Origin of the sequence: Agrobacterium larrymoorei (genome assembly GCF_005145045.1) — a bacterium.
GTDB lineage: Bacteria > Pseudomonadota > Alphaproteobacteria > Rhizobiales > Rhizobiaceae > Agrobacterium > Agrobacterium larrymoorei.
The window spans coordinates 285,011-306,660 of record NZ_CP039694.1 but is presented as its reverse complement, the minus strand read 5'-3'; the positions used below and the strand labels follow the sequence as shown (position 1 = coordinate 306,660).

Sequence of the window (21,650 nt, the reverse complement as noted above, 5' to 3'; positions counted from 1 at the left end):
CCCATTATTGGTCTTATTCCACAATAGCATGCCTAACAATCTCGTTTGTCAACAGCCGCTTATAAATATTTTAGAAGCGTCGCAGATTTTCTGCCAAGCGGTTACCGTCTCAAATCAAATGAGACTGAGATGAGAATTTTATAAATTCACCGCCGTTAGCGAGTTATGCTATCATTCTAAGTATATGATTTAACTCCGTTAAGTGATTTTTGAAGGAATTGGCACGCGGATTGCTCCATGGAAAATTATGCCACGCCGTTGCGACTGGCGTATCCCGGCTACGTCTATGGAGTGTGATCAGCGATGCAAAGTTCCCGTGCCCATGAAGTATCAGTCAGTTTGCAGCAGGAGGCGGACGTTGCGGATGTTCTGGTCTCGACAACTGAGCTCATAGAGGATTTGCGCGCCGGGCGAATGGTCATCCTAGTGGATGATGAGGGTCGCGAGAACGAGGGTGATCTTTTCATCGCTGCCGAAATGGCGACGCCTCAAGCGATCAATTTCATGGTAACGTATGGCAGAGGCCTCGTGTGTCTTACGCTCGATCAGGCCCGAGCTGACCGACTGCAACTTCCGATGATGACTGCCAACAATGAAACGCCGCTGCAAACAGCGTTCACGGTTTCGATTGAGGCTCGTACTGGTATTACGACTGGGATCTCGGCCTTCGATCGTGCTCACACAATTGCAACCGCGATCAATCCAAGTTGGGGTTCAGAAGCGATTTCGTCACCAGGACACATGTTTCCCCTTGTGGCGCGAGAGGGTGGGGTGTTCGAGCGAGCAGGGCATACAGAGGCGTCGGTCGATCTGGCTCGACTTGCCGGAATGCAGCCAAGCGGCGTGATCTGTGAAATCCTGAAAGAAGACGGCAGCATGGCTCGCCTGCCCGAATTGGTCGCATTCGCGCGAAAGCACAGCCTCAGCGTCGGATCGATTGCGGACCTGATTTCTTATCGCAGGAGCATCGAAACGACCGATCCTATTACCACCGACGCTAATGCTTAACCAGACTAGGAGTATCGATATTGTGTGAAATTGAGCAACAGACGCGGTCCGCGCCAACAGCGGGCGAAGCGCGGTTCGGCCACAAAGGCCTCTTGATTGATGGGAAGTTCGTCGCTTCAGTGAGCGGGGAGACGTTTGAGACACGGAACCCTGCCGACAACGAGTTACTCGCTACGGTCTCGATGGGGAACGCCCAGGATATCGATCTGGCAGTAGCGGCAGCGAATCGAGCGCTTGCAGGTGAATGGGGACGCATGAAGCCCGCTGACCGTCAAAGAATCCTGCTTAAGCTCGCGGATCTCGTGGAAGAGAACTTCGAAGAGATCGCGATGCTGGATACTCTCGATATGGGAGCGCCAATTTCGCTTACACGTGGTCGTAAGCAGCGAGCAGTGGGGCAGTTGCGTTACTATGCCGGCCTCGCAGCGACGATCCACGGCGATACGATGCAGAACTCGATGCCTGGGGAGTATTTCTCTTACACCGTGAAAGAGCCGATCGGCGTGGTGGGCTCGATCACGCCGTGGAACGCGCCGCTGACCTCGACTATCTGGAAGATCGGCCCCATCCTTGCCAGCGGATGCGCCGGAGTGCTGAAGCCTGCAGAGCAGGCCCCGCTGACGGCATTGCGCTTGGGAGAACTCATGCTGGAGGCCGGTCTGCCTGCAGGCGTCCTAAATGTCGTACCGGGCACAGGCCGGATAGCAGGAAATGCGCTGGTTGAGCACAGGGACGTGCGCAAGATTGCCTTCACGGGCTCCACAGGCGTAGGTCAAGAAATCGTCGCGCGCGCGCGCGGCACACTTAAGAAGGTGACCCTTGAGCTCGGCGGCAAATCTCCGGATATCATCTTTGCTGACGCCGATTTGGCGAAAGCAATTCCGGCTGCGGCAATGGGCGTCTTTGTCAATTCAGGTCAGATCTGCAGCGCTGGAACGCGTGTGCTTGTAGAGCGCTCGATCTATGATGAAGTAGTCAAGGGAATGTCGGCATTTGCAAAGACACTAAAGGTCGGGTTCGGGACCGACCCTGAAACGCAAATCGGTCCCCTGGTGTCGGCTCAGCAGCTTGAACGGGTGGCGAAATATGCTGATATCGGCAAGGCCGAGGGCGCAACGACGGCGGTGGGCGGTAACCGCATCCTGACAGACGGACTAAATGACGGATACTTCTTCGAGCCAACCGTGTTTGCCAACGTCACCAACAATATGGCGATTGCAAAGGAAGAAATCTTCGGTCCGGTTGCTTCGATCATACCCTTCGACACTGAGGAAGAAGCGGTTCAAGTTGCAAACGACAGTGAATATGGCCTGGGTGCAGGAGTTTGGACGACCAACGCGGCTAGAGCTCACCGTGTTTCCCACAACATCGAGTCTGGCATCGTTTGGGTCAATTGCTACGGCCTTCTCGACGCCGCGGTACCTTTCGGGGGCTATAAAATGAGCGGCTACGGTCGAGAGTCTGGCCCACACCATCTCGACGAGTACTTGCAGGTCAAGTCGGTTGTCATGAATATTGCAAAGTAGGTAGAACTGTTATGAGCGCATCTGAAATAACAAGAATTGACCCCATCGGTCGTCTCTCGAAGGTCGTCGTCGTGAACGGCGGCGTCTATTTGTCGGGTCTGACGTCCCGCAACAAGGAGCTTGACGTCAAGGTACAGACCGCAGACATCCTTAAGCAGATCGAGGAGTATCTAGAAAAAGCGGGCTCGAGCAAGGAGCGGCTCATCCGCGTCAATATCTGGCTGAACAACATCGACGACTTCGATGCGATGAACAGTGTCTGGGACACATGGGTCAACAAAGATCATCAGCCAGCGCGGGCGACAGTCGAGTCCAGGCTGGCGGCTGGCGGCAATCTCGTGGAAATGATGGCCACAGCAGTGGTCTGATGCAAATGACGGATTCGCAAATTGCTAGTATGAATGGAAAACGTGCGGTCGAGCTCCATGAGAGGTCCTGGTGGCTTGATGAGGCGCTGCACTATGAGAAAGCTCATAACGCTCTTCCCGTGCTGAAAGGGGAAGTATACGCCGACGTCGCAATTGTCGGCGGCGGCTATACCGGCTTGTGGACGGCGGTTCAGTTGAAAATTGAGCGGCCCGACCTCAATGTGATCGTCATAGAAGCGAATATCTGCGGAGCCGGCGCAAGCGGCAAAAATGCCGGCAAAGTGCATGGGTACTGGATGTCACTCTCGTCCCTTGCAAGCAGTCTAGGCAAGGAAGATGCCCTGGAGGTCGCGCGGCTGGGGAGCGTCGCCCAGCAGCACATCACAGATTTCGTCAAAGCATCCGACGTTGATGTTTGGTGGCTTGAGGGCGGAGGTCTGAAGGTTGCGACCACCGCAGACCACGAAGCGAAGCTGAGGAAGACAGCCCAGACAATGATCGAGCTCGGATCAGGTTCGAAGGCGAAGCTTTTATCTGCACGACAGGTCAGCGAACATTGTTCGTCACCTTCGTTCCGCAACGGGATATTCTATCCCGAAGAGGCGACGGTGCACCCGGCTCGTCTGGCCAGGGCTATCAGAGCCCACGCGCTAGCCCTAGGCGTCAAAGTTTTTGAAAACACGCCAGCACTTCTCATAAAAGAGGGCCGAAGGCCACAGGTGACCACGCCAGATGGAATTATATCTGCCGATCACGTAGTTCTCGCTACGAATGTAGGTCTTCTGAAGCAGCCTGACGTCGCAGCCAAAGTCGTTGCATTTTCGAGCTATGCCTTGGTTACGGATCCCAACGAAGACATAGTGGGCACTTCCGGCTGGAAGTCGGATTGCAGCTTATCCGACAGCCGCATGTTTCTACACTATTCGCGCAAGACGGCGGATGGCCGCGTTTTGTTTGGCGCCGGCTCCGGGCCGATTGGGTACGGAAGTCGAGTGGAGGCCAAAAGCCTCTCTATGGACACAGACACCGTCGAGCGTGTCGAGCGTGGTTTCAGACATCTTTTCCCGCATGTCACTGACATGCAGCCATCTCGGGCGTGGGGTGGGGCAATTGATGTCTCGTCCGACCGGTTGCCATTCGCGCGGACGAAACCGGGAACGAATGTACATTATGCATGCGGATTTTCAGGTCACGGTATCAATCCGAGCTACATCATGGGACGCTGCCTTGCCTCGCTTGTGCTCGGAAAGGATAACGAGTGGACGCGTTCCGCATTCTGTACGCGAGCACTGCCGAACCTCCCGCCGGAACCTTTCCGCTATCTTGGCGGACGGATGATCAGATCGAGTATTCTCGCTTGTGAAGATGCGGACGAACGTGATCAAAAGGCACCCGCAATTGCACGGATGATGTCCAGACTACCAGAACTTTTAAACCTACGTATCGGCGTAAGATAGCTGAGGGAAACATGCCAGATTATATTATCGTCGGCGGCGGGTCTGCCGGATGCACCATCGCCGGACGTCTGAGTGAGGATGAAGCCGTCAGTGTCGCTCTTTTCGAAGCTGGCCCAAGCGATAAGAGCCCATGGATCCATCTGCCTGTTACATATTACAAGACGTGTAAGAGTAGTCTTCTTCAACGGTTCAAGCTTGAGACGCTGAAGCACCAGAACAACTTGGAAACCGATACGGGGCAAGCTCGTGTCCTCGGCGGCGGCAGCTCTGTCAACGCCATGATCTATATTCGTGGCTGCCCCGAAGACTACGATCGTTGGGCAGCGTCAGGCGCCGAAGGCTGGAGATACCAGGATGTCTTGCCGTTCTTCAAGAAGGCAGAAGGCAATGAGCGCTTCTCGAATGATCAGCACGGAAGTAATGGGCCCCTTACCGTGTCCGACCAGCGTCAGACGCTTCCGATCTCAAAGGCCTGGGTTAAGGCATGCCAGGAGGCGGGCATTCCGTACAACCCAGATTTCAATTCCGGCAATCAGGCAGGAGCCGGCTTGTACCAGTTGACGACGCGAGATGGCCGCCGATGCAGCGCAGTGGTCGCCTATCTTAATCCGGCACGCAATCGCCGCAACCTGAAAGTTCACACTGGAAAGCAGATCACCAGAATACTGATCCAGTCTGGCCGCGCTTATGGCATCGAATATATCGAAAACGGCGCGGTCAAGACCTTACGCGCAGATAAGGAAGTCATCGTGTGCTCAGGCGCGCTGGGCTCTCCGAAGCTGCTTCTTCAGTCCGGCATCGGCCCCGCAGATGAACTCAAGTCCGTCGGCGTAACGGTCGCGCACGACCTGGCGGGCGTCGGCAAGAACTTGCAGGATCATACGGATTGCTTCCTTGTATATGATCTCAAGGAAGCTTCGAGCTATGACAAATACAAGAAATTCCGTTGGCAAGCCGCCGCCGCCTTACAGTACGGCTTATTCGGCAATGGACCGATTTCATCAAACGTTTGCGAAGGCGGCGCCTTCTGGCATGGCGACCCGAACGATCCGGTACCCGACCTCCAATATCACTTTCTTGCAGGCGCTGGTGTCGAGGAGGGGGTGGACAGCACACCGAGCGGAAACGGTTGCACGGTAAACGTCTATGCCTGCCGGCCGCATTCAAGAGGTGAGATCAGGCTCCGTTCAAGCGACCCCTCAGTCGCACCTATCGTCGATCCGAACTATCTCGCCGAGCAATACGATGTAGATCGCATGATCGACGGTGTGCGTATCGGGCAGGACATCATGTCCCAACCTTCCATTGCGAAGTTTGTTCGGGCATCGCACCTTCCGAGCGCCCAGCTGAAAACAAGATCTGATTTCGACGCGTTCGTGCGCAAGCACACGCAAGGTGCATACCATTTGAGCGGAGCTTGCAAGATGGGCACCGATGAAATGGCTGTGGTTGACCCGCAGCTTCGCGTTAGAGGTATTGACGGTCTACGCGTCGCTGATTCATCTATCATGCCCTACGTCACATCTGGCAACTTGAATGCACCCAGCATCATGATCGGCGAGCGGGCGTCCTCCTTCATCAAGGGAAATCGTGTCTGACAAATAAGTTCGCTGCAGTGTTCGATCTGTAAATCCAACTCACCGCTCCTGAACGAGCAGGAAAGTAATATCATGAACATTCCCTTGAATGTCGACGAAGCGGATGTGATCGTCATTGGCGCCGGAATCGTCGGTCTTTGTTGCGCGCTGTCTCTGCAGCGCGCGGGTCGCAACGTTACAATTGTCGACCCTATGTCAGCAGGCAAACAGAGTTCTTATGGAAATGCGGGCTTGCTCAGTGCATGCACGAACAGCCCAATCGCTTTGCCAGGAATGTGGCGGAAGGTGCCGGGATGGATGCTAGATCGGAACGGTCCTCTTGCAGTAAGCCCTAAGTACCTGCCCGTCGCCTTGCCGTGGCTGGTAAAGTGGCTCGCCGCGAGCCGCATGAGCGTCGTGCGCAGATCTTCAGACGCACTTTACCATCTGCATCACAATACGATGTCGCGGTATCGAGAACTCCTCGGTAACTCGCTTTTCGAAGACCTCATTCGTACCGAGGGAAGTGTCAGCGTCTTTGAAGGCGAGACTGAAACCTCTACTGAACGGGTTATACGCTATCTCGCGGACAGGCACTCGCTAGGCGGGCAAGATGTGAGTGCTGAACAGCTGAAGGAGATATTCCCCGCAATCGGGCCAAGAGCAAAGCGCGGAATATATTTCCCGCGAAACGGCTGGACCGTAAATCCGGGCAGGCTTACCGCCACATTGCTGCGTCTCTTCCATGAGGCCGGCGGGAAATCGGCGGCAGAAAAGGTGCTGAAGCTTATCCCGGGAGAGGGATATGTAGACTTGTTCACCAATAGCCAAAATCGTCGGGCCTGTAAGGTGGTCATTGCAACAGGGTCTTGGGCCAAAGAACTACTGGCTCCGCTCGGCGTGAAGCTGCCGCTAGAAACGGAGCGCGGCTATCATGTGATGCTGGAAGGACCCAGCCTTTCGAACAAGTTGCCGATACTGTTGCGCGATAGTGGAATGGCGATTACGCCGATGGAACATGGGCTTCGCCTAGCGGGCGGCGTGGAGATCGCGGGTTTGGTTTCAGCGCCAAATGAAACGCGCTGCAACGCGCTCTATGCGAAGGCACGTGCAATCTTTCCAACACTCCAGGCTGACGCATGCAAGCAGTGGATGGGTTTCCGCCCGTCGCTTCCCGATAGCGTCGCGGCTATTGGAGCGGCTTTAAAGCATAAGGACATTTTTGTGGCTGTTGGCCACGGGCATACCGGCATGGTGGGTGCAAGCGAGACTTCATCTCTCATAAGAGACCTCGTCCTAAATCGCCCGACAGCAATCGATCCCAAACCTTATAGTCTTGGTCGCTTCAATTAAATGCAAGGAGTTGGAAAAATGGAACGCGGAAAAATTGGCGCACGTATCCTCATATGCGACCGAATTGGACTTCGTTCAGATCCTGATGGATGCCACGACTTCAGCGAGGTCGTAGAATTTATTGAGGAACACGGAGGGGTCTTCCATATTGGTCCAGCAAGTATGGATGCGGACACTCCGTTGGATCGGCTGCATTTTTACTACCAGCCCGATCTGTCGGAAGCCGAAGATCTCATTCTCGCGGCAGGCGGCGGTCGATACGATGCCGTCATTGCTGCAGCAACAATTATTCCTCCAGCGTGTAGGTTCGAGAAAGGCGGCGTACGCATTGGTGCCGGAACGGGCAACATGCAGTCGCAGTCTTGGGGAGGATCTGACGGCAGTGGTGGAACGGCTCCACTGATGAACACACCCGGATTTAACAGCCGGGCGACAGCGCATATGGTCTTCAAGGCTATTCTACGAGCATCCCCTGACCTGCCGCTGGATGAGCTCCATGAGGCGGTGATCGCGGGTCAGATGGACACTGGGCGGGACCTTAAGAATTTCCCGACCGACAAGATCGAAGGGAAAAACCTCCTCGTTCTGGGATACGGAAACATTGGCCGTGAAGTCGCGAAGCTGGGAAAGGCATTCGGGATGCATGTGTCGATCTACGCAAGGAAGATTCACCGCGATTGGATAGAGGCTCAAGGGTACCGCTATTGTGAAACGCTCGCTGACGCTGCAACGGATGCTCATTTTGTCAGCGCTCACGTTGGCCTTGGAACCAAGAAAAACGGCAGTGAGCACTTTGCCAATGAGCAGTTGATGGATCGAAGCTTTTTCGGGAAGCTCAGCCCCGGTGCAGTGGTCGTAAATTATGATCGCGGACAAATTGTCGATATCGACTCCCTTGCTGAAGCTCTTGAGAACGGGACGATCAGCTTTTTTGCCGTTGATGCCGACATCTTCGTAAATGAAAAAGATTGTAGCGTCAGCGGTCCACTTTCACCATATATCGCACTGGCAAAAACGTACCCGGGCCGTATGCTTCTGCTGCCGCACGCAGTAGCAGACACAGATCATTCATCACGGGTTGAGGGGGCCAAACAGGCCGTCCGACAGATGTTCGATTCCATCACTCACGGGCTTGTGACCAATCTCGTTGGGGTGCTGCCGGAAGGCTACCGATGGTATGGGACAAAAGTCGCTCCTGGTGTAGGCTACGTGCAAGCAGAAGACTTAAAGACGATCTTGAACGATGAAGCTGGCTTGACCCGCCTGCGGGTTCTATCTTGGCAAATGGCGGAGATCTGGCAGGGTTTGACGACAAACAATATTGATAGTGAGTCGAGAGACTTGGTCCTAGCGATAAACAGGTACGTTACTTTGGTCTCAGACTTGGGCCTTTTGCAGCCTACTCGAATTGAACCTTTCAATTACTGATAGCTAACGGTACCTAGGTTTCTTTCCCTTGTGCTCTAAACGCGATCGAAAGCGAAGTTAAGCAGGTTGCCTTAGTTCGAATTTCTCTCTGCACGTGAGGGAGTTGCACCCTCTAACCCGTTTTGGAGAGCGAACTTTTGGTTTGACCGGCCCATGCGCCGACGGTCGCGATTGTGCGGCAAATCTCGATCAATCGATTGACCTTCATTAACCTCAGAAGCCAAGCGATGGTGGTAGTGCGCTCATTGGCTAGTTTCAACGCTAGTTTCCTTGCACAGGCTGTCGATCGTTGTTGATTTCCACTGAGAGCTGACCCGGCATTGGAGTGAACACCTAGGGCTGGACCACGGGACCGCTTCAAACTAAGCCGCCTGCTGGGCGAGTTGAGTTTCGAATTCTACTGGCGATAAATAGCCAAGGGCTGAATGCAGCCGTTTGGCATTGTAAATCTGCTCGATGAACCTGGGCAAGTGTTCGGCCACGTCAGCGAATGTCTCGTAGCCTGCGGGGTAGATTTCCTCCACTTTCAGGGTCTTCATGAAGCTTTCTGCCTGCGCATTGTGATAAGGGTTGCCGACGGCGCTCATGGATCCCTGTAGACCTGCCGCATCGAGCGCTCGTCGATAGGTTTCACTTGCGTATTGGCACCCGCGGTCCGTGTGGTGAATAGTGAGCGTCCGGCGAAAGCATTTTTCGGGTGTCGCGAGATAGAATCTAAAGGCCGCGCTTCATCTCATCGGCCATGATGCGGTCGATTATTTCAGGATCGCACTGTGTGTCGATGAGGAACTCGCGGATACCGCCGTCCCACGTCCTGATGTCGGCAAGTAGGCTTTGAAGTTCTTTGATGCCGTTCTCGGTCAGACCCTTCGTGCCATCTTCAGTGCCATCGCTGACGTAAACCAGTTCGCCTTCGGAGATGTTGTCCGAGTTGGCCGTCACTTCTTCGATCAGTTCGAGGTTCTCGCCGATCATGCCGGCGACTTGGTTGAGTGTGTAAATGAACCTTGAGCGTGCCATCAGGCAGCCTCGCACCGAGCGTTTGCCGGCGTCCAGTTCCAAGGCAGCAGATTTTCAAGTCGGTCTTTGGGATGATCCTGGATCCGGGCCAACACATCGGTCAGATAGGCTTCCGGATTGTGGCCATGAAGCTTTGCGGTTTCGATGATGCTCAAGATATTTGCGATGCGCTCACCACCCTTGTCGGAGCCCGCAAATAACCAGTTCTTTCGGCCAATTCCCAGTGGTCGCATGGCACGCTCAGCTATGTTGTTGTCGATTTCAACCCGGCCGTCATCAAGATAGACGCTCAATGCTGCCCATCGTGACAGCGCATACCGCATCGCTTCCGCCAGCTTCTGTTTCTGTGGCAGTGTTGTCTGGACATCCTCAATCCACTCTTTCAGCTCGTCCAGGATGGGTTTGGCATGCTGCTGGCGCAAATCCCGCCTCTCGTCAGGCAACATGCCACGGATACGATCCTCGATATCGTAGAGAGCACCAATGCGCGACAGCGCTTCCTGCGCGATCGTTGATGGCTTGAGTTTGATCACGTCATGGAATTTGCGGCGTACATGCGCCATGCAGGCAGCCTCTATGATCTGATTGCCGTACAGCTTGTTGTAGCCAGCATAGCCGTCCGCGTGCATCACGCCACTGAAGTTGGAAAGATGTTCGGCTGGGTGAACCCCCTTGCGGTCAGGGCTGTAATAATAAGCGATCGCTCCGGGCCTGGGATCTTGATAGCCACGCCCATCGAAGACGTAGACCCAGACCCTCCCGGTCCTGGTCTTTCCTCGTCCAGGGTCGAGAACATCGACCGGAGTGTCGTCGGTATGGATCCGATCGACGGCCGCGATATGCGCTCTGATCAGCAAAATCAGGGGGCCGAGCAAAGCCGATGCACGCCCCATCCAGTCGGCCATCACGGAACGGGAGATATCGATCCCAAGCCGATCGTACATCTCCGACAGTCGGTAAAGTGGGATGTGATCGTCGAACTTGGAGACCATGATATGGGCAAGCAATCCGGGACCGGGTTTGCCGCGCTCGATCGGCAGGGTCGGCATCTTGCCAGCCAACGAAGTGTCGCAGTCCTTGCAAACGAAGCGCTTTTCGACATGGCGAACAATCTTCACGGATGCCGGCACATGCTCCATGACCTGGACCACCTTATCAGGTGCTTTCAGGAACGATGTCCCGCCGCAGGTCGGGCAATTGCACGGCGCCGGATAGATCCGCTCTTCTGTCGGCAGCCCATCCGGCAAAGGTCTGCGTTTTGGCTTTTCGCAGGCATCTTCCAGCTCCGGCAGTGGTGTCCTTCCAGAGCGAACCTCAGCCTCGGCGCGGGACGCTTCAATCTCCTCGAGCATCAGTTCGAATTGTTCGATCTTGCGGTCTATTTTCTCGGACGAGGCCCCATGCTGTCGATGGCGCAGCAACTCCAACTGCGCGCGCAAAATGTCGATTATGGTATCGCGCTTGGTAACTTCCGCGTCTTGTCGCTCGAGTTTCGCCGCCTGTTCAGCAACCAATGCACGCAGTGCAGATAGCTCGTCCTGACCCTGTGGCGGCGTTGTTTCCATACCCAAAAATGTAACTGATTTGGCCCTTTAGCGCCAGCATTTTACCCCTGACACCCTTGCAAATTAACGCTTTCAGCCCGTGCGATGAGGCGCTGACGTCCATGTCGGTCGTCGCCAGTCGATCCCCTCGACGAGCATCGACAACTGAGCCTGCGTCAGATGCACAACGCCATCTTTGGCCGCCGGCCATGGGAAGTATCCGCGTTCCAAAACCTTGTAAAACAGGCAAAAGCCTTGGCCGTCCCACCATAAAAGCTTGATTCGGTCCGCGCGCCTGCCGCGGAACCCGAAGATCGCGCCAGAACCAGGCGCTTGTCTGATCACCCCCTCGACCAGCGCTGACAAACCGTCGATACCGCGACGCATGTCAGTCACTCCGCAGGCCAGATAAACCTGTACATTCCCTGACGGCCCGATCATGCCGCCTCCACGCAAGCGACGAGCGGGCCGAGCAGTTTCAACTCAACGTCAACAGGAACCTTCAAACTCCGACCGTTTCGAAGCAAGATCTCGACGATCGCCAGCCTCGTTGCCGTCGTAGACGCCTGACTTACGCCAAACTCCTCCACGATTTCCACTGGAAGGAACACCGTCGGTCGATCAACATAGTTGAACGACTTTCGCCACAAGCGGATCTGGCCAGGATGAACGTCATGCCGGCGCGCCACGTCACCAATGCGAGCACCCGGCTCATCAGCTTCCGCCAGTATCCTCAGCTTCGCCTCGTCCGACCAGCGCCGTCTGCGCTCGGTACCGGACATGATCTCCATGCGGGCCATGAAACCTCTTTGCTCTGGTATTTATGTCAGCACTAATGCTGGTTCTAATGCCAGAACATCGCCTGATTTGCCCGATCAGCAAAAACAGCTCACTGGACGCTCACGGTGAATACAGCCGGGTGGAGGCTTTCTGTTCTCGAGCGCCGAACGCAACGCTGCCAATGCCAGCGGCGTATCCAGGCGTTTTGACAGGCCATAGCCGATGACTTTCCGGCTGCAGGCGTCGAGAATGACAGCGAGATAGCAGAAACCAGCGGCGATGCGGATGTACGTGAAGTCGGCCACCCAGACCATATCGGGCCGCGCCGGGATCACATTGCGATAAAGGTTCGGGTAGATCGGCGAACCGTGGTTGCTATCCGTCGTGCGAACATACCGCTTGCGAGGCTTGATCCCGAGGCCATTGGCCCGCATGACGCGGGCGACACGCTTGTGATTGACGATGTGGCCTCTTCGCTGAAGCTCGTGTGTTACGCGTCGGTATCCATAGCAAGGCAGCTCGTCCTGGATGTCCTCTATGATTGCAATGAGCTCGCTGTCGCCGAGATTTAAAGCTTTTGCCGTTGATCGGTAATAGTAAGTGCTCCTCGGGAGATCGATCATTTTGCACCCCCGTCTGACAGAGCAGGCCGGGGACCGGTGATGATGGAGGAGCTCCCGCTGTCGCCGACGATCAACTGGCGCGGTGTTTTTTTAACCAGGTCCAGCTCCATGGTGAGCTGGCCGACCTTGCGTTCAAGCGCCGCAATGTGGGCCTCGTACTCGGCAATGACGCCGGCCTCAGCCTCCTCATCGTTCAGATCGCCGCGATCGAACTGCGTCAGCCACAGCTGTATGAGGTTTGCCGAAACGCCGTATGTCCGCTGTGCGTCGCGCCGTCCGATGACGCCGTTTCGGACATCTTGGCAAAGCTGCAACTTGAACGGCGTCGAATGCCGGCGATATGGACCTCGGGACTCCATGAGCCTTCTCCGATTGAGGCCCGCAGAGTGTACCAGTTTTTCTGGGTCCCGTGGTCCAGCCCGAGGGGTTCACTCCACTGCCGGGTCAGCTCTCAGTGGAAATCAACAATACGGGACAGTCTCAGAAGCAGATTTAGGTCGATTTTCGCAAGCGCCGTTCTGGCACATTGCCTCCTCATCATCGGTTGAGAGGGGCCATGCCATGACGGAAGCAAGCGAGACGAACGACAGTGAAACAATTCGGCAGCCAGCCATTGTTTCCGATTGGAATGAAAACACCAATTTCCATACTGTTTCTCCGAAAGCGGATGTTTCTTGAAATCCGCGTTAGGCAAATTGTGCCGTTTGGTGGCGAGGTATCGTTACCATATTATTCAAAAACTGTCATGTCTCTTTACCATGGTCTTCAGATCCGGCTCGAAAGCAAATGCTCTCCCTCTTTAACCGATACGCTAGATCGTCGTGTTGAAAGGAACGACGATCGAACCGTCGAGGATTCCCGCACGAACCTTTTCCACTTCGAGCATCGCCGCTTTGGCTTTTTGCGCAAGTTCGCCGGCGCTTTGTTCAGCAAATACCGGTGAGGCGATAAAGTCGATTACGCCATTGCCCAGTCCAGTTTTCTCATGCGTGCCACCCTTCCACCCAGACGTCAACGCCTTCGAGATTTCGTTATAGAGCGAGACGCCGAAATCGAGGCTGACGATTGAGACGACGGATTTCGGTCCAAGTGCATATTGGGAAGGAGAGATAGAGCTGACCAAACGCCCGTCTTTTTCATTGGCCGCAGCGATTATGCCGCTGTCAGTTGCAGCAGCGTCGGTCTGAATGTAGTCGATGCCGCTGTTGTACATCTGCGTCGCAATTTCCTGACCCTTAGCCGGGTCTTGAAACGATCCGGCAAAGGCGCTGGTTACATTGGCTTCGGGGCGTACGGATAGTGCGCCGGCTTTCAATGCATTGAAATCCGCATTTAGTTGCGGCAACGACACGCCCCCGACGTAGCCAATTTTACCTGATGTTGTGATGTGGGCGGCAAAGACGCCGGAGAGATAACAGCCCAGATGATAATCGTAGGATACCGTGACCACATTGGCGATAGGCGGATTGAAGGCATCGCCGAAAAGCTGGATCCATTTGGTTTGTGGATATGATGGTGCAAGCGCTTTGAAAGGTTCGGAAACGCCGTTAAAGGTGGAAATAACAATTGCGGCGCCAGCGTCACCGAGTGTTCGGAAAATCGCCTCATAGGTTGCAGGGTCCTGCGCGTAAATGGCGCGATGCTCGAAACCCTTTTCCTGCGAGAGTTGTTTCAATTTTGCAATCATCTGATCGACAGGACCATTATCGCCCGCGGCCTGTGTATGCACCAGCGCAACGAGCCCTTCTGCGGCGCCTGCAAAATCAGGAATTGCGCTTAGGGCCACGCCCATGGCAACGGCACCAGCACTGCCTTGGAGAAAGGTGCGACGGTTTATTGTTGTCATCATCCCAGTATTATTTTTCATTTTCGTTCCCTTTTTTAATGTCATGCCTATTTCAGCAATTAAACGTGAAACTTATTCAAAGGCCGTCCTATTTACTCCCGCGTCCAACGCGTTTTTTGGGTCATGGTAGATTTGCCAAGGACTGATTGAGAAGTCGGTAGCTATCGGATGCAACACAGTCTCTTACGTAAAAGGCATTCTTCGGTCTGTTGGTGATCTGCCACCAATCGACGACTGTCATTCCCGTTGTCAGCGTGCCTGCCAGTTCGACGGAAACAATGACATCTCGCCCAGAAAAAAGCTGCGGCGCGGCCATGAAGGCTGACACGCATAAGCCATGGAGAGGTGCGCCTTCCCAACCGTATTTCTTGAGGTCAGAAGCCGCGGAGAATTCAAGCATTTCGGCAAGAGCCACGCCGCAACGACTGCCGACTGCTCGCATGGCATCGAGCCGCTCCCGGTTCGACAGCATTCGATGGGTGACATCCAGCGGAAGGAGTGTTGTTTTCACACCGGATTTAAGCACTATATCGGCAGCCTCCGGGTCAACGTAGCAGTTGAACTCCGCCGTGGGCGTTATATTGCCGACCTCGAAATAAGCGCCCAGCATGGCGACGATCTCTTGAATTTTGTCGGCGATGTCCGGTTCCTCGCGCAAAGCCATGGCCAGATTGGTCGTGGGTGACAGCGAACAAATGGTGATCTCGCCGGGATGCGCGCGAACAGTGTCGATGATGAAGTCCACGCCATGTTGGTCTTGAGCCAGGATCGACGGTGACGGTAGATCTGGACCGTCAAGACCTGTCGGGCCATGGACATGCTCGGCCATGACGAGCGGGCGGACGAGGGGATGGACACATCCTGCAAACACAGGAATGTCAGGACGCCCAGCCAGTTCCAGCAGCTTCAGGCAGTTGTTGATCGTATTGGCGAGGTTGATGTTGCCCGCAGTTGCGACGAGACCGAGAACGTCGAAGGACTGCGGCTGACCCAGAAACATGAGGATCGGTGCCGCCTGATCCTGGCCAGGATCGGTCAGGATGATCAGTTTGCGTGCCATTCCAGTTATCCTCTCACTGATCTTTAAGTTCGTTGAAACCGTTCACGCCTTTGGCACCTCCACGCAGTCGCCCTGATAACCACACGCCAAAGATCGTCGCGATATAGGGTAAGCTTTGGAGGATCTCGTTCGGCATCTTTCCTCCGAACAACAATTGAGCGCGCACGCCGATTGCACCGGCGACCGCAAAAAACACGGCCGCAAGGGCTGCGCCCACCGGATGTGCAGCTCCAAAAATCACGGCTGCGAAGGCCATGAAGCCACGGCCTGCCGTCATTCCCTGCGCGAAGAACTGCAAGCTACCAGCTGCAAGCTCTGCTCCACCGAGCGCACAGAGTGCACCACCTATAATCAAGGCTATCAAGCGCATTCGTGAAGGATTTATGCCGACGCTACGGGCAGCGAAAGGGTGTTCTCCAGACGCAGCAAGCTTTAGGCCGAAGCGAGACCGGCGCAATAGAAGCCAAATGCCGAAGACCACGAAAGGCATGGCAGCGACAGCGATGGAAAGGACGCCATATGCGCCGAATGCCGGTCCGAGTTTCGGCAGGCCGAATGGCGCCGTTACCGTAGCCTGACTGCCAAAAATCGATTGAACCGCAAGTGCCGTTCCGCCAAGCCCGAGACCTGTCATTCCAAGGCCTGCGATGATGGGGTTTGCCTTCAGCTTATCGATGACAAACCACAGAAGCACCGAGGCGAGCACGCAGAGCGTAATGGCGATAAGGATCGCCGCTGCAACGGAATGGGTCAGCATGATGCCCACGATCGTGGCGCATGCGCCTATGATCATCAACCCTTCGAGGCCCAGATTCCAGACACCGGCACGCTGTGCCAATACACCAGCCAGTGTCACGTAAATCAGCGGAGTTCCAGAACGGAGTATGGCAATAATGATTTCATTCATTTGGGCTGACTCCCAACACCGAACACCCTGTCGATAAAATTCGATTTGGCCGTAATGAACAGGGCGATTGCAGCATTTATGATATCGATGGCAGAGGCCGGGAGGCCCGCGATGATGGGCAGGTAAAGTGCAGCTGCCGATAGGCCACCGAAGAATATGGCCGTGACTGCGGTTCCGACAATCGACAGGTTGGCGACAAGAGCGATGAGGATTGCAGTGAAACCATGAGCGGGCAGGAAGCCAGATACGATACGGCCGTTCGGCCCCATGAATTCTATCGTTCCGGCAAGTCCTGCCAATGCACCAGAAATTAGAAAGCTCGACAGGCCAAGTTTCCAGATCCGCGCTCCCTGCCATTTTACCATGACAACGTTACGTCCGGCGAGGCCCGCAAGCACGCCAAAAGCAGTACGATTGACCAGCAGCCACGTCGCGATGCCAACAATCAGCGCGATGGCAATAATGGTTGGAGAAAGACCAAGCGAGTCCGACATACGATAGGCCGGATCAAGAGGTTTGCTGGATGCTTGCTGCCCCGAACCCGAGGGATCCTTGAGTGGGCCGGAGGTAACGTAAATCAGCAAAAGTCCGGCCAGAAAGTTGCCCATGAGGGTCGTGATGACTTCGTCAGTGCCGGAACTTAATCTTAAAAGCCCCGGCCATAGAGCCCAAATCGCACCTCCGCAAATTCCTGCCAGGAAGATCAGGGGTATGACCACAAATGCCGGACCGCCCGACAGAAAATGGGCAGCGGTTGCCGCTGCAATCGCACCAACATAAAATTGACCCTGCGCACCTATGTTGAAAAAGCCTGCTCGAAACGAAATGGCGACGCCAGCCGCAGTGATGAACAACGGTAGCGCCCATCTCAGGCTTTGGACAATCGCACCATTTCTAAAGAACGCGCCTTCGATAACGGACCAAATCATGAGTGGGGCGTTATAACGACACGCCTGGAAAACCACCGCGCAAAGCGCCAGTGCCAAAATGACGAAGATAAAACTGCGTCCGACTGTAGCGAGACTGTCTCTCATGCTGTTACCTCTGTCGCTGCGTCAGTCATGGCCCTGCCAACAGACAGCATGTCGTATGGCGCGGAAAACTCACCGTTGATACGGCCAGACAGCATCACGAGAACTCGGTCGGAAATGTCGAAAAGTTCATCCAAGTCTGACGAAATCAGCAGCACTGCAGCACCTCGATCACGGGCTTCTCGTAGTGTCTGCCAGACGAAAGCCGTCGCGCCGATGTCGAGCCCGCGCGTGGGTTGCGCAGCAATGATGAGCTTCGCATCCGGATCGATTTCGCGGGCGAAGATTACCTTTTGCGCGTTGCCGCCGGAAAGAGATTCCGCTCGCTGACCGGGACTGTGAAAACGCACACCCCAGCTTTTTAGCGATTGGTCGCAGTCTCTTCGGATTGCGCTTGGTGCGATAAACCGCAAAAGACCATTTTGTAGCAGGGCTCGCGCGCTCCAGTTTTCCCATAGCGAACTCGTCAGGCTCAGGCCTTCTACGTTTCGTTCAAAAGGAATGATGCGTAAACCGCTGTTTCGGCGGCCTGAAAGCGATTGATCCGTGACATCTTGCCCCCCAAGACAGAGGTGTCCGGAGTGCATATCGGAAAGTGCCGCTATGGTGCGAACCAAGGTTCTTTGCCCGTTGCCCTCAACGCCTGCGATGCCGACTATTTCGCCCGCTCGTATCTCCAGATCGACATCGTCGAGAGGCATCCCTTCGCTGTCCGGATTCGTAGAAACACCGCGCAGTTCGAGCGCCTTTGGTTTGCTCGGCTCCGAAATTTTGCCGCTTCCGGCGATGTCGGATTGCGTGACCTGGACAGGAACACTCTGACCAAGTGCATTCGGCGCCCTTACGACTGAATCCCCGATGATGAGTTTCGCCAACCGCTCGCTTGACAGCTCTTTAACCGAGAGGGGGCCTTCGATCTTGCGACCGCCACGCAAGACCGTAACCGTATCTGCAATGGCAAGGACTTCCCGGATTTTGTGAAGGATCATAATGACCGTCACGCCACGTTCCTTGAGACGTCTCACGCGATTGAACAAAACATCGATACCCGCAGGAGACAGTACTGCCGTGGGTTCGTCCAATATGAGGACTTTGGCATCTGTGACCAGAGCGCGAGCAATCTCTATGCCTTGCTGGGTTTCAACGGGCAGAGCGCGTAAACGCTCGCCGAGATCGACGGTGATATCGAGATCTCGGAGATGATCATGCCATTTGTTTTTCAGACATTTCCGGCTGTAGAAGCCTCCAGTTCCGGCAACGCTGAACTCCATGGCTTCGACCACCGTGAATGAGGGCGGAAGCGCAAAGCTCTGGTGCACGAGTTCCACACCGGCAGCGCGGCTGTCGTTGACATGACCAGTTCGGACTTCTCGCTCCATGACCATGACTGATCCAGATGTGGGGCGAACAAGACCTGCTGCGACGCGCGCAAATGTTGTTTTGCCAGCGCCATTCTGACCTACTACCGCGTGAATCTGCCCCTGCGCAAATCTGGCGCATACGTCTTCAAGCGCGGTTACCTGTCCATAGTTCACGGTAACCTTGCGACATTCAAGAGCAGGCTTTGTCTCTTCGGACATTGTTGTTCCCCTTTTGGATCGCCTGTTTTTGATACTCATTGTTGATGGCGGACGTTCCACTTGCTTCGTGTCACGGCAGCCCAGCCGTCATGCGCGCTCAAACGCCTTTGTATTGAGAGATTATCTCCTTTCGGTAGGACATGAGCTGTTTCGGCATGTTTATCGCTATTGCACCGCGAATTTTATCGTTGCGCCAATAGCTGCCTGCGAACCTGTTGTTCTCAGGCTCGTCATGATCAATGCGAAATACATCATTGGGAAGAAATCGCCCAACAGTCTGAATTTTCAGGCCATATTGGTCGGACCATACATAAGGGACATGATCGAACACCATTTCGTGGGAACTTTCACCGGCCAGTTCGCGGATCAAACATTGTGCGACGTGCTGTCCCTGTTCTCTGGCAGTCGTCCAATGTTCAAGCCGCATTTGCTCATTGAAAAGCGAGTTAAGCCAGGAGGCAGCATCTCCTGCGGCATAGACCGCCGAAAGGTTCGTACGGCCATGGTCGTCGCAGACAATTCCATCGCTCAGAGCGATGCCTGAATTTTCCAGCCACGCCAGAGCCGGACGCACACCGATGCCGACGAGGACGGTATCGATATCCAAACGCGTGCCGTCATCTAGAACCAGCGTTTCGACCTTTACACCTCCCTCCGCAGAGGCAACCGTCCGTCCACGCAGGAAGTTGATGTTATGGCGTTGATGCAGATCCAGAATTCGCTTGGCGACGATTTTCCCCAATCTCGCTTCCATTGGAAGCGGAGATCGCTCTATTACCGTCACATCGATATCGAGACTTGCCGCGACAGCTGCAACCTCGAGCCCGATAAAACCGCTTCCGACGATTGCAAGACGCCGGGAGCTCTTGAGGGCTGTGGCAAGACGCTGACCATCGCAGAGTGTTCTCAGCGAGATAACGTTTTCGCGACCTTTCAAGACTTTGAGATTGATTGGCTCAGCACCTGTTGCAATGATCAGGCCATCATTCTCAAACGAACGACCGTCGCTCAAACGCAAGCGTCGACCCTTTTCCTCGATCGCGGCAACTTTTAACCCAAGATGCAGGGTCGCACCAAGCCTGTCCCAGCCTTCGATATCGTAAAACTGAAGCTTCTCCACATTACAGGTGCCGAGGGCGAACTGCTTCGAAAGGGGCGGGCGATCATAGGGAAGCGACGTTTCGGAATCAAAAACGTCAACCGTCCCCAGGAACCCGCCTTTCGAGAGCGCCTCTGCCGCTGCAACACCAGCAACGGATGCTCCAACGATAGCGATGCGCTTTTGATCTGGCTGTCGTGGTGTCGTGGAGATGACCATCACGCAGCCACCGTGTTCAGCTTTCTGCCGGGTGTGAACAATATCGGCACAGCACGTTGACCATAGGACGAGCCGACCGTATCAGGACCCACAACCTTGTCCCAAACAACTTTGTAATCCGGAAGCCTTTCGAGAACTCGATCCAGCACGATCCGCAACTCGGTGCGCGCCATGGTCGATCCCTGGCAACGGTGGCCCCCGATGCCAAACGTCATGTGGCGGTTTGGCACTCTGTCAATCACGAGCTGGTCTGCAGTCTCACCAAAGACGCTTTCATCCCGATTAGCGCTCGCCCACAGCATGAAAACAGTTTCGCCTGCTTTGATGGACTGATCACCGACGCAAGTGTCACGCATTACTTTGCGTCCGAAGCCTTGGATCGGCGCTTCGAAGCGGAGGAATTCTTCAATGGCAGTTGGTAACAGTGCCCTGTCGGCGATGAGGCGCTGCCGAATATCGGGGTGGCGATCCAGTTGCAGGAAAATATTTCCCAATGCAGCGACAACAGTGTCCATGCCACCGAAAATGACCATCCTGACCAGATCGATGACTTCCTGGCGCGAAGTCTTGATGCCGTTGGATTCCGAGGCCAAAAGTCGGGAGATCATGTCCTCCCGCGGGGCTCTTATTCTTTCATCGATCTCATCGACAATCTTTTGCGAAAACGCGAGAACCCGACGCTGGCCATCTTCATTCTCAGGGGTGCCAGGCCGCGTGTACATGACGTCATGAAGGGGCTCGGCAAACATGCACCATTCAGACGGATCAAGGCCAAGCAAGCGCATTGTCCCCATTGCCGGAATGGGACTTGCAAGCTCCGCAACGATATCGACAGAACCTTGTTCAATAAAGGAGTCTATCGCGTCGTCAGTGATACGCCGTATGAACGGTTCTATTTCCTTTATGGCCTTGGGCGTAAGGAATGGATTGATCAGGGTCCTGTAACGCTCAAGCTCAGGCGGGTCTGCCATGATCGGCAAAAGTCTGCCGACATTTGTGTTGGGTACCACTGTTCCACCAGCCGACGAAAACGTGTCGTCATCTCTGGCAACCTGAAAAACCTCGTCATATCCTGCAATAACCCAGTAGCCCCCGTGTCTTTCGGTCTTGGCCACGGGACACTTCGATCGGTGAAGCTTGTATGTATCGTATGCGTTGTCCACATGGTCTTTGCTGTTGTGGTCAAAATCTACTGTGCTCACAGCGCTAACTCCTATACAAAGT

General features: G+C 54.9%; 20 protein-coding genes and 1 pseudogene. 7 read left to right on the top strand and 14 right to left on the bottom strand.

The window, feature by feature from the left end; all coding sequences use genetic code 11:
* Window positions 1–303 precede the first annotated feature (303 nt).
* The 7 genes and pseudogenes from ribB to CFBP5473_RS24430 form a co-directional block, all read left to right on the top strand.
* Window positions 304–963: pseudogene (ribB, locus tag CFBP5473_RS24460) on the top strand (3,4-dihydroxy-2-butanone-4-phosphate synthase); the annotation flags it as partial.
* 74 nt (window positions 964–1,037) lie between these two features.
* Window positions 1,038–2,534 carry an aldehyde dehydrogenase family protein gene (locus CFBP5473_RS24455; protein WP_051441385.1) on the top strand — a complete coding sequence of 499 codons (1,497 nt, stop codon included), beginning with the start codon at window positions 1,038–1,040 and terminating at the stop codon, window positions 2,532–2,534.
* Between the two features lie 11 nt (window positions 2,535–2,545).
* Window positions 2,546–2,902, top strand: a complete 357-nt coding sequence (locus tag CFBP5473_RS24450; protein ID WP_037171528.1) for a RidA family protein — start codon at window positions 2,546–2,548, stop codon at window positions 2,900–2,902.
* Entirely contained in the window at window positions 2,902–4,359 is a 1,458-nt protein-coding gene (locus CFBP5473_RS24445; RefSeq protein ID WP_051441375.1) for an FAD-dependent oxidoreductase, read from the top strand. The genes CFBP5473_RS24450 and CFBP5473_RS24445 overlap by 1 nt, the downstream gene beginning before the upstream one ends.
* Window positions 4,360–4,370: 11 nt before the next feature.
* Entirely contained in the window at window positions 4,371–5,957 is a 1,587-nt protein-coding gene (locus CFBP5473_RS24440) for a GMC family oxidoreductase (RefSeq protein WP_027676640.1), read from the top strand.
* A gap of 72 nt (window positions 5,958–6,029) precedes the next feature.
* Complete coding sequence (locus tag CFBP5473_RS24435; protein ID WP_037171526.1) at window positions 6,030–7,289, top strand: NAD(P)/FAD-dependent oxidoreductase; 1,260 nt, start codon at window positions 6,030–6,032, stop codon at window positions 7,287–7,289.
* Window positions 7,290–7,307: 18 nt separating this feature from the next.
* Window positions 7,308–8,717, top strand: coding sequence for an NAD(P)-dependent oxidoreductase (locus tag CFBP5473_RS24430; RefSeq protein ID WP_051441374.1), 1,410 nt, complete (start codon window positions 7,308–7,310; stop codon window positions 8,715–8,717).
* 362 nt (window positions 8,718–9,079) lie between these two features.
* Here the strand turns inward: CFBP5473_RS24430 and CFBP5473_RS24425 are convergent, their stop codons facing one another.
* The 14 genes from CFBP5473_RS24425 to CFBP5473_RS24360 all read right to left on the bottom strand — a co-directional run bounded on the left by CFBP5473_RS24425 (window position 9,080) and on the right by CFBP5473_RS24360 (window position 21,541).
* Window positions 9,080–9,304 carry an integrase core domain-containing protein gene (locus CFBP5473_RS24425; protein WP_027676637.1) on the bottom strand — a complete coding sequence of 75 codons (225 nt, stop codon included), beginning with the start codon at window positions 9,302–9,304 and terminating at the stop codon, window positions 9,080–9,082.
* A 127-nt stretch (window positions 9,305–9,431) separates the two neighbouring features.
* Complete coding sequence (locus CFBP5473_RS25680) at window positions 9,432–9,737, bottom strand: hypothetical protein (RefSeq protein ID WP_035209878.1); 306 nt, start codon at window positions 9,735–9,737, stop codon at window positions 9,432–9,434.
* Window positions 9,737–11,302, bottom strand: coding sequence for an IS66 family transposase (gene tnpC, locus CFBP5473_RS24415; protein WP_136954438.1), 1,566 nt, complete (start codon window positions 11,300–11,302; stop codon window positions 9,737–9,739). Before tnpC ends, CFBP5473_RS25680 begins: the two co-directional genes overlap by 1 nt.
* A 72-nt stretch (window positions 11,303–11,374) precedes the next feature.
* A complete protein-coding gene (gene tnpB, locus CFBP5473_RS24410) occupies window positions 11,375–11,722 on the bottom strand; it encodes an IS66 family insertion sequence element accessory protein TnpB (protein ID WP_136954339.1) in 348 nt (115 codons plus the stop codon).
* On the bottom strand, window positions 11,719–12,081 hold the full coding sequence (tnpA, locus tag CFBP5473_RS24405; protein WP_136954338.1) for an IS66-like element accessory protein TnpA: 363 nt from the start codon (window positions 12,079–12,081) through the stop codon (window positions 11,719–11,721). The genes tnpB and tnpA overlap by 4 nt, the downstream gene beginning before the upstream one ends.
* Window positions 12,082–12,156: 75 nt before the next feature.
* Window positions 12,157–12,684, bottom strand: a complete 528-nt coding sequence (locus tag CFBP5473_RS24400) for an IS3 family transposase (RefSeq protein ID WP_106389481.1) — start codon at window positions 12,682–12,684, stop codon at window positions 12,157–12,159.
* Entirely contained in the window at window positions 12,681–13,043 is a 363-nt protein-coding gene (locus CFBP5473_RS24395; RefSeq protein WP_027677276.1) for a transposase, read from the bottom strand. Before CFBP5473_RS24395 ends, CFBP5473_RS24400 begins: the two co-directional genes overlap by 4 nt.
* Before the next feature lie 452 nt (window positions 13,044–13,495).
* Window positions 13,496–14,521, bottom strand: coding sequence for a BMP family ABC transporter substrate-binding protein (locus tag CFBP5473_RS24390; protein WP_027677275.1), 1,026 nt, complete (start codon window positions 14,519–14,521; stop codon window positions 13,496–13,498).
* A 130-nt stretch (window positions 14,522–14,651) separates the two neighbouring features.
* A complete protein-coding gene (locus tag CFBP5473_RS24385; protein WP_027677274.1) occupies window positions 14,652–15,590 on the bottom strand; it encodes a nucleoside hydrolase in 939 nt (312 codons plus the stop codon).
* A gap of 13 nt (window positions 15,591–15,603) precedes the next feature.
* A complete protein-coding gene (locus CFBP5473_RS24380; RefSeq protein ID WP_027677277.1) occupies window positions 15,604–16,497 on the bottom strand; it encodes an ABC transporter permease in 894 nt (297 codons plus the stop codon).
* Complete coding sequence (locus tag CFBP5473_RS24375) at window positions 16,494–17,531, bottom strand: ABC transporter permease (protein WP_037171945.1); 1,038 nt, start codon at window positions 17,529–17,531, stop codon at window positions 16,494–16,496. The genes CFBP5473_RS24380 and CFBP5473_RS24375 overlap by 4 nt, the downstream gene beginning before the upstream one ends.
* Complete coding sequence (locus CFBP5473_RS24370; RefSeq protein ID WP_027677273.1) at window positions 17,528–19,108, bottom strand: ABC transporter ATP-binding protein; 1,581 nt, start codon at window positions 19,106–19,108, stop codon at window positions 17,528–17,530. Before CFBP5473_RS24370 ends, CFBP5473_RS24375 begins: the two co-directional genes overlap by 4 nt.
* 97 nt (window positions 19,109–19,205) lie before the next feature.
* The gene (locus tag CFBP5473_RS24365; protein ID WP_051441458.1) at window positions 19,206–20,426 is read right to left on the bottom strand and encodes an NAD(P)/FAD-dependent oxidoreductase; all 1,221 of its coding nucleotides are present in this window, start codon (window positions 20,424–20,426) and stop codon (window positions 19,206–19,208) included.
* On the bottom strand, window positions 20,426–21,541 hold the full coding sequence (locus tag CFBP5473_RS24360) for a cytochrome P450 (RefSeq protein ID WP_136954454.1): 1,116 nt from the start codon (window positions 21,539–21,541) through the stop codon (window positions 20,426–20,428). The genes CFBP5473_RS24365 and CFBP5473_RS24360 overlap by 1 nt, the downstream gene beginning before the upstream one ends.
* Window positions 21,542–21,650: the final 109 nt, after the last annotated feature.